10 protein-coding genes and 1 pseudogene are annotated in these 15,520 nt (G+C 44.2%); 4 read left to right on the forward strand and 7 right to left on the reverse strand.

From position 1 onward, the window contains the following. The first annotated feature begins 147 nt into the window (after positions 1 to 147). Positions 148 to 2,347 (forward strand): annotated as a pseudogene (katG, locus tag A587_RS24100) (catalase/peroxidase HPI). A 170-nt stretch (positions 2,348 to 2,517) separates the two neighbouring features. Further along, complete coding sequence (locus tag A587_RS0114735) at positions 2,518 to 4,428, forward strand: S9 family peptidase (RefSeq protein ID WP_017218201.1); 1,911 nt, start codon at positions 2,518 to 2,520, stop codon at positions 4,426 to 4,428. A gap of 159 nt (positions 4,429 to 4,587) precedes the next feature. Here the strand turns inward: A587_RS0114735 and A587_RS0114740 are convergent, their stop codons facing one another. After that, complete coding sequence (locus A587_RS0114740) at positions 4,588 to 5,469, reverse strand: LysR substrate-binding domain-containing protein (RefSeq protein WP_017218202.1); 882 nt, start codon at positions 5,467 to 5,469, stop codon at positions 4,588 to 4,590. Between the two features lie 112 nt (positions 5,470 to 5,581). On the opposite strand from A587_RS0114740, the gene A587_RS0114745 reads away from it, so the two are divergent. Next, positions 5,582 to 5,887 (forward strand): hypothetical protein, encoded by a 306-nt coding sequence (locus A587_RS0114745; RefSeq protein ID WP_010375339.1) that lies wholly within the window; start codon positions 5,582 to 5,584, stop codon positions 5,885 to 5,887. A 68-nt stretch (positions 5,888 to 5,955) separates the two neighbouring features. Here A587_RS0114745 and lodB read toward each other — a convergent pair whose 3' ends face one another. Both lodB and lodA read right to left on the reverse strand, forming a co-directional pair. Next, entirely contained in the window at positions 5,956 to 7,086 is a 1,131-nt protein-coding gene (gene lodB / locus A587_RS0114750; RefSeq protein WP_232288078.1) for a lysine-epsilon-oxidase maturase LodB, read from the reverse strand. 5 nt (positions 7,087 to 7,091) lie between these two features. Then, positions 7,092 to 9,176: a CTQ-dependent lysine 6-oxidase LodA gene (lodA, locus tag A587_RS0114755; protein ID WP_017218204.1), complete on the reverse strand. Its 2,085-nt coding sequence runs from the start codon at positions 9,174 to 9,176 to the stop codon at positions 7,092 to 7,094. A 388-nt stretch (positions 9,177 to 9,564) separates the two neighbouring features. On the opposite strand from lodA, the gene A587_RS0114760 reads away from it, so the two are divergent. Continuing rightward, positions 9,565 to 11,256 carry a hypothetical protein gene (locus A587_RS0114760; RefSeq protein WP_017218205.1) on the forward strand — a complete coding sequence of 564 codons (1,692 nt, stop codon included), beginning with the start codon at positions 9,565 to 9,567 and terminating at the stop codon, positions 11,254 to 11,256. Positions 11,257 to 11,342: 86 nt separating this feature from the next. On the opposite strand, the gene A587_RS0114765 is transcribed toward A587_RS0114760, so the two are convergent. From A587_RS0114765 to A587_RS0114780, 4 genes are all read right to left on the reverse strand, one after another. Then, a complete protein-coding gene (locus A587_RS0114765; RefSeq protein ID WP_017218206.1) occupies positions 11,343 to 12,584 on the reverse strand; it encodes a UPF0149 family protein in 1,242 nt (413 codons plus the stop codon). Positions 12,585 to 12,812: 228 nt separating this feature from the next. Then, complete coding sequence (locus tag A587_RS24105; protein ID WP_017218207.1) at positions 12,813 to 13,952, reverse strand: DUF1570 domain-containing protein; 1,140 nt, start codon at positions 13,950 to 13,952, stop codon at positions 12,813 to 12,815. Positions 13,953 to 14,234: 282 nt separating this feature from the next. Then, on the reverse strand, positions 14,235 to 14,588 hold the full coding sequence (locus A587_RS0114775; protein WP_017218208.1) for a hypothetical protein: 354 nt from the start codon (positions 14,586 to 14,588) through the stop codon (positions 14,235 to 14,237). A gap of 24 nt (positions 14,589 to 14,612) precedes the next feature. Next, a complete protein-coding gene (locus tag A587_RS0114780) occupies positions 14,613 to 15,383 on the reverse strand; it encodes a hypothetical protein (RefSeq protein WP_017218209.1) in 771 nt (256 codons plus the stop codon). Positions 15,384 to 15,520 lie beyond the last annotated feature (137 nt).

Genomic DNA, 15,520 nt, shown 5'->3' on the forward strand with positions numbered 1-15,520 from the left:
TGCGATTTGATTTTTGTTCCTCTGAGCGTGTTTTGCTCACTGCGTACAACTTGCCCGATGTACATATCAATCAAACTTCTGCAAAAACAAACTAAAAAGATAATAGACCTTAGCAATCTTCCGTCATCGAACAAACAAGGATCTCCCATGGATAAGAAGCAAAACACACCATCGATTTGTCCTTTTGCACATGGTGCAAATACGTCGTCAGAGCATAGCGAGCACCAGTGGTGGCCAAATAGCCTGAACCTAGACATATTGCATCAGCACGATACGAAAACCGATCCGATGGATGCCAATTTTAATTACAAAAACGCATTTAACAGCCTCGATTACCCCGCCCTGAAAAAAGATCTCGAGCAACTTATGACAGACTCGCAGCCATGGTGGCCAGCAGATTGGGGACACTATGGAGGGTTAATGATCAGAATGGCATGGCATGCTGCGGGCAGTTATCGTGTTGCGGATGGTCGCGGTGGTGCAAACACGGGTAATCAGCGTTTTGCGCCGCTAAACAGCTGGCCGGACAACGGAAACTTAGATAAAGCGCGGCGTTTACTTTGGCCGATTAAAAGAAAGTATGGCAATCGTATTTCGTGGGCCGATTTAATCGTGCTGGCGGGCAATGTTGCTTATGAGTCAATGGGATTCAAAACCTTTGGCTTTGCCGGTGGCCGAGAAGATATCTGGCATCCAGAAAAGGATACCTACTGGGGCAGCGAAAAAGAGTGGCTGGGTCCCTCAAATGGCTCCCTCAAATAACCAAAACAGCCGTTATAGCGGCGAACGCGATTTAGAAAACCCGCTTGCCGCTGTGATGATGGGTCTTATCTACGTTAATCCTGAGGGCGTAGATGGTAATCCCGATCCGTTAAAAACAGCTGAAGATATGCGTGTTACCTTCGCTCGAATGGCAATGAACGATGAAGAAACGGTTGCGCTAACCGCTGGCGGACACACTGTGGGTAAAGCGCACGGAAATGGCAATGCCGATGAATTAGGCCCGGAGCCCGAAGGCGCGGACTTGCACGAACAAGGTTTTGGTTGGATGAATCACAGCTCGCGTGGCATTGGCTCTGATGCGGTAACCAGTGGTATTGAAGGCGCTTGGACGACGAACCCAACTCAATGGGACAATGGCTACTTCTACTTGCTGTTCACATACGAATGGGAGCAGACCAAAAGCCCTGCGGGTGCATGGCAATGGCAGCCTATCAATATAAAAGAAGAAGATAAACCAGTTGATGCTGAAGACGCATCTAAACGCTGCATGCCGATGATGACAGATGCCGATATGGCACTGAAAATGGACCCTGCTTATCGTAAAATTTCAGAGAAGTTTTATGCCGACCCCGACTATTTTAACGATGTTTTTGCAAGAGCGTGGTTTAAGCTTACCCATCGCGACCTTGGCCCAAAAAGTCGTTATCTAGGCCCTGAAGTCCCTAACGAAGATCTACTGTGGCAAGACCCCGTCCCCGGCGTTAACTACACCCTAAACGAAAGTGAAATTAGCGCACTCAAGCAACAAATTCTAGCAACCAATGTGACGCTTTCAGAATTAGTAGCCACCGCGTGGGATAGTGCGAGAACGTTTAGATATTCCGATTTTAGAGGGGGTGCAAATGGTGCAAGGATCCGCCTAGCCCCGCAAAAAGATTGGCTTGGAAATGAGCCGGAGCGTCTAGCGAAAGTACTTGCGGCATTGGAAGCCGTACAAAGTAATTTTACGCCTACCGTAAGCATGGCTGATTTAATCGTATTGGGTGGCTGCGCTGCCGTTGAACAAGCGGCTAAAAATGCCGGAGTATCAGTTCAAGTGCCTTTTACCGCTGGACGAGGCGATGCCACAGACGAGCAAACCGACATTGAGTCATTTGATGTATTAGAGCCTGTACATGACGGTTTTCGCAATTGGCAAAAACAGCACTACAGCGTAAAACCAGAAGAAATGCTACTTGATAGAGCCCAACTGATGGGACTCACAGCCAAGGAAATGACAGTACTGATTGGTGGAATGCGCGTACTAGGCACCAATCACGGGCAAACATCGCATGGCGTATTTACCGATAACGTTGGCACCTTGAGTAATGACTTTTTCGTCAACTTGACCGATATGGCATATCGTTGGGAGCCAAGTGGAGAAAACTTATATGAGATAAAAACACGCGACACGAACACGGTAAAATGGACCGCGACTCGCGTTGATCTCGTCTTTGGTTCTAATTCTATTTTGCGCGCTTACGCCGAAGTGTACGCACAAGATGATAGCAAAGAGAAGTTTGTCCGCGACTTCGTTGAGGTATGGACAAAAGTAATGAATGCAGACCGATTTGACCTAAAATAACCACTTAAAAAAACCTAGGATGTGATTATTCTTTACGCTGATTTTCAGCAGCAAAGACAATCACATCCTAACCACTACATTGGTTTACACAAAACCCTAGCCAGATGCTTGCCATTGTTTCCTATCGTTATATGCTAGAAATCAATAATAAAAATGAATGCAGGGATATTATGTTTAAAAAATCACTCATTGCATGCACCTTGCTCGCCACGCTAAGTGCATGTAATCAAACCACTCAACAAGTTGGTAAGCCGCAAACCAATCAAGTTGCCGCTGATTTTAAAACCTATTCAGCAGAAACTTTTTTTGATACCACAAATATTCAAGGCAGCGCGTTTCGCCCGGATGCACAGAAAATTTTGGTCACTTCTGACGAGTCGGGAATATATAACCTCTATGAAGTTGACGTCAAAACCGGCGAAAGATCACAAATAACGAATGCCACCGATTCAACCTACCCAATCGGATATTTTCCAAATGACCCCCGCATCTTATTCACGCGAGACAACGGTGGAAATGAGCGCTTTCATGTTTTTGTCCGTGACGAAAATGGCCACGTTAAAGATCTCACGCCAGGAGAAAAAGTGAGAGCAGGTTTTGTTGGTTTTACTAACGATAACAACGCCTTTTACGTGTTAAGCAATCAGCGTGACGAGCGCTTTATGGATCTATATCGCTTTGATGCTGCCACCTACGAAAGTGAACTTATTTATAAAAATGACAAGAATTTAAATGTCCAACAGGTGAGTGAAACCGATCGCTACCTTGCACTTATCAATGCGCAAGGTAATAAAGACAGCGACTTATTCTTACTCGACTTACATAACCCCGGCGCCCCTCTCGTTGAGATTTCAAACGTGGCGCACGAGGCAAACTTTTCCGCTTCAGCATTTTCTAAAGACGACAAATATTTATACTATGGGACCGATGCCCATGGTGAATTTTATCAAAATTGGCGCTATGAAATCGCGACGGGTAAACACACGCCGTACATAGAAAAAAATTGGGACGTGAGGTTCTTATATTTCTCCGATTCCAACCGCTATCGTGTTGTAGGAGTGAGCGAAGACTCTAGCGTAAAAGTCACGATCACCGATCTTAAAACAGGAAAGGACATCAAACTCCCTAAGCTCCCTGCGGGTAGTATCAACAGCGTTAACTTCTCCGATGACGAAAAGCTGATGGCTTTTTATTTAAATTCGGACACCTCGCCAAATAACTTGTACGTATGGCGTGTTGGCAGTGATGAAGTTAAGCAGTTGACCTCAACCTTGAGCGACAAAATCAATACCGAACATTTGGTCGAGAGCACCATCGCTCGCTTTAACAGTTTTGATGGTTTGGAGGTGCCAGGCGTACTCTACAAGCCAAAACTTGCTAGTTCGACAAATAAAGTGCCCGCGCTCGTATTTGTTCACGGAGGTCCCGGAGGCCAAAGCATGACGGGTTATAGTGCTCTTACTCAGCATTTGGTTAATCAAGGGTATGCGATTTTCGCCGTAAACAACCGAGGCAGCTCTGGCTATGGTAAAACATTCTTCCACTTAGATGACAAACGTCATGGTGAGGATGATTTACAAGACATCGTTTGGAGTAAAAAATATCTACAACAGCTAGACTGGGTCGATGCTGATCGTATCGGCATAATGGGTGGAAGCTACGGTGGCTATATGACTGCAGCGGCACTGGCATTTGAACCTGAAGAGTTCAAATTAGGGATCAATATCTTTGGTGTGACTAACTGGGTAAGAACTCTTGAGTCTATTCCACCATGGTGGGAAGCATATAGGAAGTCTCTATATGATGAGTTAGGCGATCCGGCTACCGATAAGGAGCGTTTGCATCGTATCTCACCACTTTTCCATGCCAAAAATATCACTAAGCCATTGATGGTTGTGCAAGGTGCAAACGATCCTCGTGTACTTCAAGTAGAGAGTGATGAATTGGTCGAAGCCGTTCGCTCAAACAATGTGCCTGTCAAATATGTACTATTTGACGATGAAGGGCATGGGTTCTCTAAAAAGGAAAACCGTATTGAGGCCTCTCAAGCCTATCTCGACTTTCTTAAAAAGCACCTTTAACAAATAGGCTGCCGGATCCGAGTATCTAACTTCAGGTTATTTAGCTCGGATCCGAACTACTCACACTGCTTGCTTATGACTATACTTTGACCAAAATTATACCAATTAGCTTAATTACGAAATCTATTTTGAAGCGAGAAAACCTGAGCTTCGGAGAATTCAGCACGCGCTAAGCTCGGCAACTATCCAATCCCTAAACGCCTTTAATTTAGGCCACTCAAAGTGACGCTCAGGTGCGACCAAGAAGTAGCGATATTCACACAACCATGCAAAGTCGGGATAGATTTCTAACTGGCCAAGCTCTAAAGATTGATTCACTAAACGCCGACGTAACAAAGAAAACCCCTGCCCTGCCACCGTTGCCTGCTGCACCAATGCTGCATTATCAATTTTAAGATTACTGAATGTATGACCACTTAAACCCAGCTGCTTGTTTAGCTCAAGCCACGCATGTTGATTATCTCGACCTTCGTCATAAATAAAATTAAGCTTTGATAGCTGCTCTCGCAGCGGTTTGTTTAGGTCAATTAATCCAGGGCGGTAGGCAAGAACCAGCTCATCCTCCGCAATGAGCTCGCTTTTTAGTCCCGGATAGTTACCAAAGCCAAAACGGATCCCAATATCGATATCGTCATGGTTAAAATCGGCGAGTTGCTCGGTTGGATCAATACGCAGCTGGAAGTCTGGTAATGCTTTGTTGAAGCTCGCCAATCTAGGCAACAGCCAACAAGTAGCAAATGAAGGTAAAACCGACAGGTTAATGGTGTTTGGGTTAGGATCTGATTTTAACGTCGATAGACCCATTTCCATTTGCCCAAAGGCCTTGTGTAAGTAAGGCAACAAGTCTTGTCCTTGCTGAGTTAGCAATACCTTTCTTGTTTGCCGCTCAAATAACATACAACCAAGCTGTTGCTCAAGAGTTCTTATCTGTTGACTCACGGCTGCTTGTGTGACGAATAAGGCTTCCGCCGCCTGCTTAAAACTGCCTAATTCTGCCGCCGTTTTAAAATACCAAAGTCCTTTGAGTGGAGGTGATTTCATTCGCCATCTTACTTAATTAAAACTTAACTATAGGTCAGAATTTCTAGTTTGTCAGTTTTATGAATGCACACAATACTTAACGGTGAAATCAGAGACGGAAGGAGTCTTTATCATGAAATATGCAATTATTCTTGCATTTCCTCTAGCAGCACTCGCATCAACATCCGAGCAGGTACAAACTGAAAAAGTATTTACTGATGCGGGATACCCCTACAAAAACTTAATTATGAAGGCCGAAAAAGTGGAGCTTGTTTATTCAGAAGAGCAAAACAAAACGACCTGTCGAGTTAAGGTCTATAGCGGTGATGTACTTCATGAAGGGGAGCCTATGGAGATATCGGCTAAAACGTTTTCAACCGATCCCGTTAAGGGCTGCCTTGCCCGGCAAAATGCCAAACACATTTTAAGTTTGCTTTAATATAAGCTAACCCGAAATCAGAATAACAACTTGTGCGCTAGCAGTTGTTATTCTTCGGTTAGCTTCAGTTAAGCAACCTGATTGATAAGCTGCTGCCGCTTGAACCAAAAAGGCGCATCACACCAACGTTTTTCCTTATTATAAAACTGCTGCTTTAGCGCTAAGTACTGATCAAACTGACGCGCTAAGTCTTGTTGATATACCTTGCTGCTATGCGTAAACGCTTGAGATGTTTTGGTATTGCCGATAATGGCTGCCGCTTGGCATCCCGATGTCATGGCAAACCCTAATCCCATAGAGGAAATAGGGTCAAACGCACAAGCTGCATCCCCCACAGGTAAATAATTTTTGAGATGAGCAAAACGGTTAAAATGACTCCCGGCAGGTCGGATCCATAGGTTTTCGTCGACCATCTTTGCCCCCTCAACCCGCCGTGACATATATTTACTGCTACCTAAGTGAGCTTGCCACTGTGCCAAACGATTTAAGCGCTGTTTTGAGAGCAATTCAAAATCACTAAAATACGTTACAACTAACATATCGTTAGAAAGTGCTGCACTGTACCACCAGCCAAATTCATCACTTTCAATTAGTTGCAGTTGCTCAAGTGCCCCTCGCTTTACTTTAAAGAAGGCACCAACCCCTGTAAGTCTGTCATATTGCTGAACAGCCGCTCCTAGAGATTTGCCAATCAGCGAATTACGCCCAGACGCATCCACAAGATACTCGCAAGCAATGGTAAACTGACCATAGTCAGGATGACTCACGACCACTGAGTAACGACCATCTTGTAACTGAGTGATTGCTTTACTTTTAGTGCGCGGAAATACCGTACCACCGCGCTGGATAGTGCTTTCGAGCAAGGTTAGATCAAATATCTCACGATTAATTTGATAAGTTGCTCTATCTGGTGCAAAAATCGCGTGACGATTAGCGGATTGCTCACTTCCCCAAAACGCACTATTACCTTGAGTTGGAGTAAAACAGTGCGGACCGAAATCCGCTCTGTCTATCTGCAAATAGTCCAATACCGAAAACACACTTGCAGATACACTTTCGCCGATTCTTAATTTTTGTAAATCAGACTGCTCGATTAAAATGACTGATAGATCTGTGTGATTGAGCAAGTTTAATGCGGTGCTAGCCCCAGCAGGACCAGCACCAATTACTAGCACATCACATTCGTGAGTACCATTCATACCCATTACCGTCTTGTTCGAGTACCGCTGCGAGGCACTTTTTTCGCAGCTCGTTTTTGCGTAATTGGCTTCGCCATTTTTTCTTCAAGCCCTTTTAGTATTGCTTTGGCCTTAGAGCACCCGCAAGACAGGTGATCTTTAAGGTCATCAGGAATGTAAAACACCGGAATATCGGTTCCGTCGTCTTGGCAATTCCCGGTAATATCGGAAACAGGCACATCCTTATACGCAAACAATTGGTGATTACGTTCGATTTCCGTAAAGTACGGGAAATTCGGTTCATCACTATTTTGATTGCGGATAAAACCAAGTGCCGACCAATGCTCAACCATTTGCACAAAGCTATTAATACCCCGTGCATAGTTGACTTGCTGGCCAGCTGGAAGGTGAGTAAGTGATTGATCATCAAATTGATTCGTCAATACATCCCAAGGGCTTTGCGGTGGCCACCAGTAACTATAGTAAGTTGGGGCTGCTGGCACCATTTGCGGATCGTCTTCCGTGCCGACGTTCACTTTATTCACCGTTGGCTCGGTAAAGTTCACATTTTGAATAGTACAATTGAAAAAGTCAGCTTGCCATGGGCATGCCATGCGCTTGGTTAAATCTCCAGGCTGACAACCACCACCTTCGCACTCATCACGCTCAGCATCCAAGCCACTTGGAAAGCCATTACCCATACTTTGATCTTTGATGATATAAGGCGCCGCGTACACTGCTGGATTTTGTAAACTCCAAGTGACTTCTATCCCTGGGCACATAGGTAAGCCAACGCAGTTACCCACGCTACCTTGATCCGCATAAAATACGCCAAACTCATCGACTGCACTCTGTGGCGCTGAAGGTTTGGCACTTGAAAAGTTACCAGCGGCCCACTGACTCAGTAAGAAGTATTGAGTCTGCGTTAACGTTAAAAACTTATCGACAATATTGTCTTCAGCGTTGCTCACCGAGTTACTGCCAGAGTTCATTGGCATCAGTGGTAAATTACCCTCAATACCATACTCGAAGAGTTGCTGATTGGTTTGATCGTTTGGCGGAGTTTGCTGCACTGTGGCTGGGTCAACTGGCTGTCTAAAATACTTAAAGTAAGCCTGACGATTCGCTTTGTTATCTTCAGAGCTGTCTTTAAAATCAAAAATATTGGAAACAAATGCCGACATAGATTGGACATTTGATACCCACTGATACCGACTGATACGCTGGATAATCGGCTCAATATCTTGGTAATAATTTGCCTGATAAGAAGACTGATACTCACCATTGCTGTAAAGCTCAGGACATAAGTTTTGTTCACGTACCGCAACGTCAAACATAGTATCACTGAGGTTGGAGATATTGACGATTTCCGGTGCAAAGTCCGGAGAGCCAACAATTACCCAAGCTGAGAGCTGCAAGGTTTTACCATCGTCAAACGTAATCGTGCAATACACAGTCCCATCCGCAATATCATCATGCCACGTGTCCGCGCCACCGTAAGATTCAAGAGGCTGGTTACCACCCGCATTCCCTTTACCGCCAAGTACTACTAAGCGGCCTTCGTTATCGGTTAAAATATCTCCGAGCGACTTTATTTCAGTGCCTTGGCACGGTTTGGGAGGGAAACTAACCGGATATCCTGCAGGGGCACTGGCGGCGTCAAATTCAGCTTTTGCATTTGCGCCAGATATCGTTCTTGGACCTGGGTCAATAATTAGGCTTCGACGATCCGTTGCATCTGCATTACGCCAAGGCGTGTTGCGATTGCTATAACTATTATCTTGACCATAGAGTAAGTTGCCTTGTAATTCATTAAACTCATACCATGCCGCCTTTTTATTCGCGACGTGTACGGTCCAACTAATGGATTTCACGTTATCGCTCGATAACGTTAGTTCATTGTTATTTTCGTCAATGATTTTAAAGGGTTGGCCCTGTCTGCGGATCCGGCCTTCTGCATCTTTAAACTGACTGACAGGGCTGTCTATCTGATTGCCCCATTCATCGGATTCAAACGGTAAACCACCTATTTTGTCTGGTGCTAAATAAAACTGACCATCGCTATTACCGAGTCTTGCGACACCGACAGAGGGGTGAAGTGAATAGTTCATATTTATATCCTTTAGATATAGTAACCACGGCACAAAACAACACACTTGTTAACAAAATATACTCAAGTGTGCGCTAACTTTCGCTTAAATTGAGTCCCAGCTAAGTAGAGTAACTGTAGCACCAGCAATAAAATGTGCATATTTCACTTCATTACAGAACATACGACACGAACAAAAAAAATCAACAACCATATGATATTAATTGAAAAATATATTTATCTTTTTTAAACCATGTAAGAGCCTAACACTCAAAGAACAAACCAGGTGATTAGAAAACTTATTCGTTACAAACAAAAATTAATTGAAACATTTATTTCACAAACTATAATCCTTGTCCCTCAGTTGAGTAAAAACGTTATTTTTTGCTTTTAGTTTTCAAGGAGTAGATATGAAAATAAAGCCTCTCACATTTGCACTAGGACTTGCATTAAGCAGCACAGTTCAAGCATTCACCCAATTTGGTGGACAAGGGATCATGCCCATGGGACATGAATGGTTAACCCGCACCGCGGCACTTGAAGTGCTGGATGCCGAACATATTATCGAACCAGATCCCAACGACCCCAGACACGCTTGGCGCTATGGTCTGGCAAAGAACATCGCGCTACATACCGCACAAGATGAAATTACTCGACTCCAGTCCCAGTTAAACAACAACCCGCTCTATGAACCAAGATACGACAGTGTGAACTCCGCCATCGTTGGTGAGCGCTGGGTTGATATTGCTGGATTTAACGTCACCAACGCCAGTACCGATCCTACCGGCCCAAACTGCTTTAGCGCAGTCTCGCAAGAGCCGGCTGACATTCAGCTAGATCACTTTATGCGCCGCTATGATGATATTGCAGGCCAAGGAGGTGTAGATGCAGCTTATCGCGCGCAAAAACGCTTTGTTCAACATTTTATTGATGCGGCCATGGCTGAGGAAAAGCGCCTCAAGGTATGGGATGGTGGTGGCCACGCCGCCCTTGCAGAAGTAGATCATAATTACTTTTTGTTTGGCCGTGCTGTTCACCTATTTCAAGACTCATTTAGTCCAGAACATACGGTAAGGCTCCCACAAGATAACTACGAAAAGGTTTGGCAAGTAAAAGCTTATCTTTGCTCAGAAGGTGCCGAGCAGCATTCGCACGACACCAAAGATGTGCTCAACTTCGCCAGTGGTGACGTAATTTGGCAAGCGAATACGCGCTTAGAGTCTGGTTGGCAGTCTTATCGTATTAGCAGCATGAAACCGGTTGCGATTGTCGCGCTGGAGGCCAGTAAAGATCTCTGGGCTGCGTTTATTCGCACAATGGCAATACCAAAGGCACAAAGACGTAGCGTAGCCGAGCAAGAAGCACAGCGACTAGTACAAAACTGGTTGGCGTTTGACGAGGCCGCTATGCTGGCTTGGTATGAGGACGAAAGTAAACGTGACCATACTTATGTACTGGCCCCTAATGAGTCGGGAAAAGGGAAGTCGCTTGAAGCCTGTATGGCAGAGCTAAATGTAGGTACAACTAGCCAAGCCGAGCGTGTTGCACAGCTAGATGCAGAGCGAAACCAATGTCTTTTTAATATCGAAGCCGAACCTGGTTTTGAAGATCTTAACGACCCACACTTAGATATTCCCTACAACTGGCGCTGGAAATCTCTAACCTGGCAAACGCCACCAAGCGGCTGGACATATCCGCAGTTAAGTGCTGATTCGGGCACACAAATCACGATAAAGTCGCCAGTAAATAATCAGTATTTAGCGGCACAGACCCTGAATAATGACACCCGAATTACCTTTAGCCCAAACGAGCCTCTCGATTTAATTCAGGTAACCAATGCTGAGGGTCAGCACTATTTTAGAGCCACTCAAGCCCCTTCACTTTTTTTAAGTTACAGCAGCAAAAGCGCAGGTTATCTCAAGCTCGTAGACTCCCCTAAACAAGCACTCTACTCGTTGATATATCAAGGTGGTGTTTGGAATATCAAAAATCAATTTTGGCAGCAATATATTTGGTTTAACCAAGCACAAAACCAACCTGAGTTAAATCGCCATGGCGAGCCGGACCAGTTATCCGCTAAGTGGATGATTGAAGGCATATAACGTAACACAACCCCCAACCAACAGGCCCTATCATTTAGGGCCTTTTCCTAAATAGACTCACTCAGCGTGCCTGAAACAAAGTACAATTAACTTTTCTTGCGCAGCCAAAAGAGGCTTCCTTCAACGCTTAACCAGGCTTTTTTACCACCACAATCTATATAACTTAAGACTTCTTCTTTTGAGCCCAATGTGTAGCCATATATCTCTTTTTGTTTGGTCTTTTCTTGACCTGTAAGCATCTTGATAAAGTGCTTATTGTACCCTTTGATTGTCGCTTTTAGCTCATTCAAAGCTTTGCTATCGCCATCCTGCGCAAAACGCATCAATGCCTCTGCAGATAGCATAAAAATACTCTCTTCTTCATATTCATCAAGGCAAGCTTTTAGTTTATCCCACTGCTTTAAGATGACTAAACCATTTACATACAGGTATCGACAGGCCTGATTATCGTTTGGATTAAGTCGAAGCAACACTTCTAGCTCATCAACCGCCTCTTGTACTTTGTCTGCCCAAAAGTAAATCCACGCTTTATGGTAACGAATAAACATATACGCTCTGGTTTCGTGGATAAGCCAAAAATTGCCTTGATTTTCTTCAATATAATCAGGCGTAATAAAGTCTTGTTCTTCATTATGAATAAACTGTTCAAGTAAAGGGATTGAATCAATGTGAGTCAATTTGAGCAAGTTTTCAATCAGTGCGTTTCTTATTTCTTCTTGTTCTTCATCAAAATCTTCGTCAAATTCAAACGCTCCGAACTCGTTGTCTAACTCAGGATCCCAAATCAACGTATCCCCTAACTCCATAATCGCGCCTGCCAAATAACGCTTTACGTCATGAGCCTCTCGCTCAAAAGGCATCATAGGCTCAACGTGTGAAAACGCCGCCTTTGCTGCATCTAAGCTTGTAAATCCGGTGAGCTGTTGTTGTAATTCACTTACCGCACCTTTCTGCTCTAGTGACAAGTTCTCAAAAGATACTTTATCCAAAGCTTTGAGCAGACCAAGACAAAAGCTCGATAACGGAGCCCCCTTTGCTAATGATGCAGCAAAGTCTTGCTTAGAGAGCGCACACTCTTTTGGCAACTTATAAGTTTTTCCATCCAAGCTTGAAACGCACTGCTCATGCAAATCCATTAAGGCCTCTAACTGAGCACGGTAAATAGCCGTGTAATCACCAAAGAGTTCAGGCAACCACTCGTGTATTTCAGCAATATCATTAATGGCAACTTTGCCTATCAAATAGCCTTCAACAAAATAATAATCAGGTTGATGCTGAGTATCTTTAGAAAAGGCATTAACTGCTTTGCGTAACGCACTAGGAGTCATATTAAACATTCCTTTAATAATTGGGTAGGTAGGGGCCGCTTTACGCGGCGATCTCTACAAAAAACATCACGGAGCCAATCCGCTCCTACCACACTAGATTCCCACTGGTAGGAGCCGCTTTACGCGGCGATTTCTACATAAAACATCGCGGAGCCAATCTGCTCCCACCGCACTGGCCCCACTGATGGGAGCCGCTTTACGCGGCGATCTCTTGCATCAAACTCAGGATCACAACCTTTGCGGTTCTACTGGGCTCCGTATAAAGCTGGCGAATCTATCAACTATGTTTGGATAATGCGCACGTAACAGAGCTTGTGACTCTCGGTTACTCAAAGCACGACATCGCTCAGTTTGCTCTTGCAGCATCAATTTCTTCAAACTCAGTCTCCCAGTCGTGGTAGACATCAAAAAATGGATGGTCGCCCAACTACTTTTATACATCAGCTCAGAATTGTAATACTTCCACTTGGATTCTGCATTGATAAGCTCATAAGGCGATAACACTCGCCCTGTAATATAACCGCGATGCACTCTAGCTTGATTCGGTGCAACGGTACCGACCTGCATCGTCACTTTTACGGTTTGAAAATAGCCTGCTAGTCCCTCATTTAACCAACGCGGCGTATATCCCATCACAGCCTGATTAATAGCGTGTACCGCTTCATGCACAGCGGTTTGCATCGTCGCATGATGATTTCTTTGCTCAACCAAAGCAAGGTTGTATCTACCCATGTAGAGACCAACACTTCCCTTTGGATTGCCACCATAGGATTTAACCACTCGCTCATATTCGCGCCGATTAGGTAGCACCTTGATCCTGAGCGTCACCTTTCGCATCGCGTCCAAGCCAACAATACTGGTATATCCTCTAAATACGGCATTCAGTTTAGCGCTCAAGGTGTTTTTAAACTCTTCAGTGATATTTGGACCGGAGATATTGAGGTCAAAGAAATCAAGAGCACGATTACGCTCTGGCTGATAATGCTTTGCCGCAGAACTCGGTTTTTTATCCGAGTAATTCGTAATGCCTCTTTCATCAACCCAAGTGTAGATACCATTCTCAACACGGTATTTGATTCCCTCGGCTTGCTGAGAAACACAGCGACCAAACTGTCTTAAACTCGTTTGATGGTCAAAAGTATCCCCGTTTGGCAATTGAACTGGACTTGGTTGTTTGAACGTCTTATCAGAAACCACAGGCGCATTATTTAATTCCGTTTTTTGGTTGCTTAGCATATTGGTTAACTGAGGCTGTATTTGAGTAAACCAAAACTCACGGCCATCAAAAAAGAGAAACAACAACACAGAAAACACAACCAAACAGGCCTTAAAAATAGCCTCCTTCCACTCGCTCCAAGCGCCCTTCATTCCTTGACCCTCAATCCTATTTTTTATTGAAATTTCGTGATAGTGAGAATAACCAAGCTATAATCCCGCAGTTAGAAACCGCTTTACACGGCGATCTCTACATAAAACATCGCGGAATAAATCCGCTCCCACCACACTAGAATCCCGCTGTTAGAAACCGCTTTACGCGGCGATTTCTACATAAAACATCGCGGAGCCAATCCGCTCCCACCACACTAACCCCGCTGGTGGGAGCAGCTTTACGCGGCGATCTCTTGCACCCCATTCCAGAGAACCAATCCCTCACACAACCTTTCGATGCTCCAAACCCCAACAAAGCACTAAAGCAAGCACACCACTTGCGTAAGTAACATATAAAGGCACTGAAGTGCCTGCATCCTCAGCATACATAAACACACTCGACATCACCCAAGCTGCAACCGCACCAATCAACAGCCATACCGTCGCAGAATACAGCTTATAAACTGGCGCACTCACATAACCCGACAGCACCACACAAGCCGCTGCTACACCGCCTATCACAGGCTTCTTCCACCAGCCCGCATACTCCGCCAACATCCCAGCCAAGGTTGCTGACACGACAAAAGTCACGACGACGATTATGATAGACAGTAAAAATTTAAGGGCTTGGTTCATAATTCACCTTTGCAAAACCACAGACTAATGAACATAGTCCACAACATCCATGGATCTAAAGTTGAGATGCTTTTCTTCATGATGTTCTGCATCTAGCACTACTGACAAGTACGGAGCAAATACCATTTTTTCATCTGATGAGAGCTCAAACTCCATTTTAAACATTCGCTTACTTCCTACAGGCACAGTAAAGTAATCAGAGTTATAACTACCATACCGCTTTTCACCTACATAGTATGCAAGTAATCTAGCTTGACTATCTTTGTGATCAATCGCATAACTTTTATTTCTAATCCTAAAAGCATTATCACGAGGAAGTAGATTAATAGCGTAAAAGGAGCAAGTAAGGTTTTTACCGCGCTTTTCACATTTATCCTTCTTTACTTCAAACCCCGCGTAGTGTTGAAAAGTTTTGACGGGGCCATCGTATTCATCGTTGAACATGGAAAGTGATATCCAAGGATCTTTTAGAAACATCCCTGCTGAGAAAAATGCTGCACATACAAACACAGTTGAAATTGACTTTATGAATCTCCTAAAAGTGCTTAGTCCAGCTCGCTCAAATTGATAATATAAATAACTTATCATCACCACACTAAGCACCAAAATTGGTATAAAGCGAATCAAGCTACTACCAGAATAAAGCACGTAGGCCTTCACTATCTCAACAAGATCAGTTGCATATGCGCCAATGACGATACTGGTTATAAAAACGGTAAAAGCAATCAATTTATTAAATGAAAATAAAGCCGCTTTTTTTACTGTGTTGTGTTGTTGTGACGCTGAGCCATCCATTTGTTTGCGTGTCCTAGTTGCTAAAGTTTTGAAATACAATCAAAGTTTTTATCGATAAATAAATTTACAATCCATCTACATAGAGTTCAAGCTATAACCTATCACCCGTTATGTTGATAGAGAGACCTATCTGTTTT

This window comes from Pseudoalteromonas sp. NJ631 (genome assembly GCF_000276645.1).
In the GTDB taxonomy this organism is placed as follows: Bacteria; Pseudomonadota; Gammaproteobacteria; order Enterobacterales; family Alteromonadaceae; genus Pseudoalteromonas; species Pseudoalteromonas piscicida.

Coding starts and splice junctions, on each gene's coding strand:
- lodA (WP_017218204.1), bottom strand. CDS start 9,176: ATGAACTATTCACTTCACCCCTCTGTCGGTGTCGCAAGACTCGGTAAT.
- A587_RS0114735 (WP_017218201.1), top strand. CDS start 2,518: ATGTTTAAAAAATCACTCATTGCATGCACCTTGCTCGCCACGCTAAGT.
- A587_RS0114740 (WP_017218202.1), bottom strand. CDS start 5,469: ATGAAATCACCTCCACTCAAAGGACTTTGGTATTTTAAAACGGCGGCA.
- lodB (WP_232288078.1), bottom strand. CDS start 7,086: ATGAATGGTACTCACGAATGTGATGTGCTAGTAATTGGTGCTGGTCCT.
- A587_RS0114765 (WP_017218206.1), bottom strand. CDS start 12,584: ATGACTCCTAGTGCGTTACGCAAAGCAGTTAATGCCTTTTCTAAAGAT.
- A587_RS0114760 (WP_017218205.1), top strand. CDS start 9,565: ATGAAAATAAAGCCTCTCACATTTGCACTAGGACTTGCATTAAGCAGC.
- A587_RS0114745 (WP_010375339.1), top strand. CDS start 5,582: ATGAAATATGCAATTATTCTTGCATTTCCTCTAGCAGCACTCGCATCA.
- A587_RS0114775 (WP_017218208.1), bottom strand. CDS start 14,588: ATGAACCAAGCCCTTAAATTTTTACTGTCTATCATAATCGTCGTCGTG.
- A587_RS0114780 (WP_017218209.1), bottom strand. CDS start 15,383: ATGGATGGCTCAGCGTCACAACAACACAACACAGTAAAAAAAGCGGCT.
- A587_RS24105 (WP_017218207.1), bottom strand. CDS start 13,952: ATGAAGGGCGCTTGGAGCGAGTGGAAGGAGGCTATTTTTAAGGCCTGT.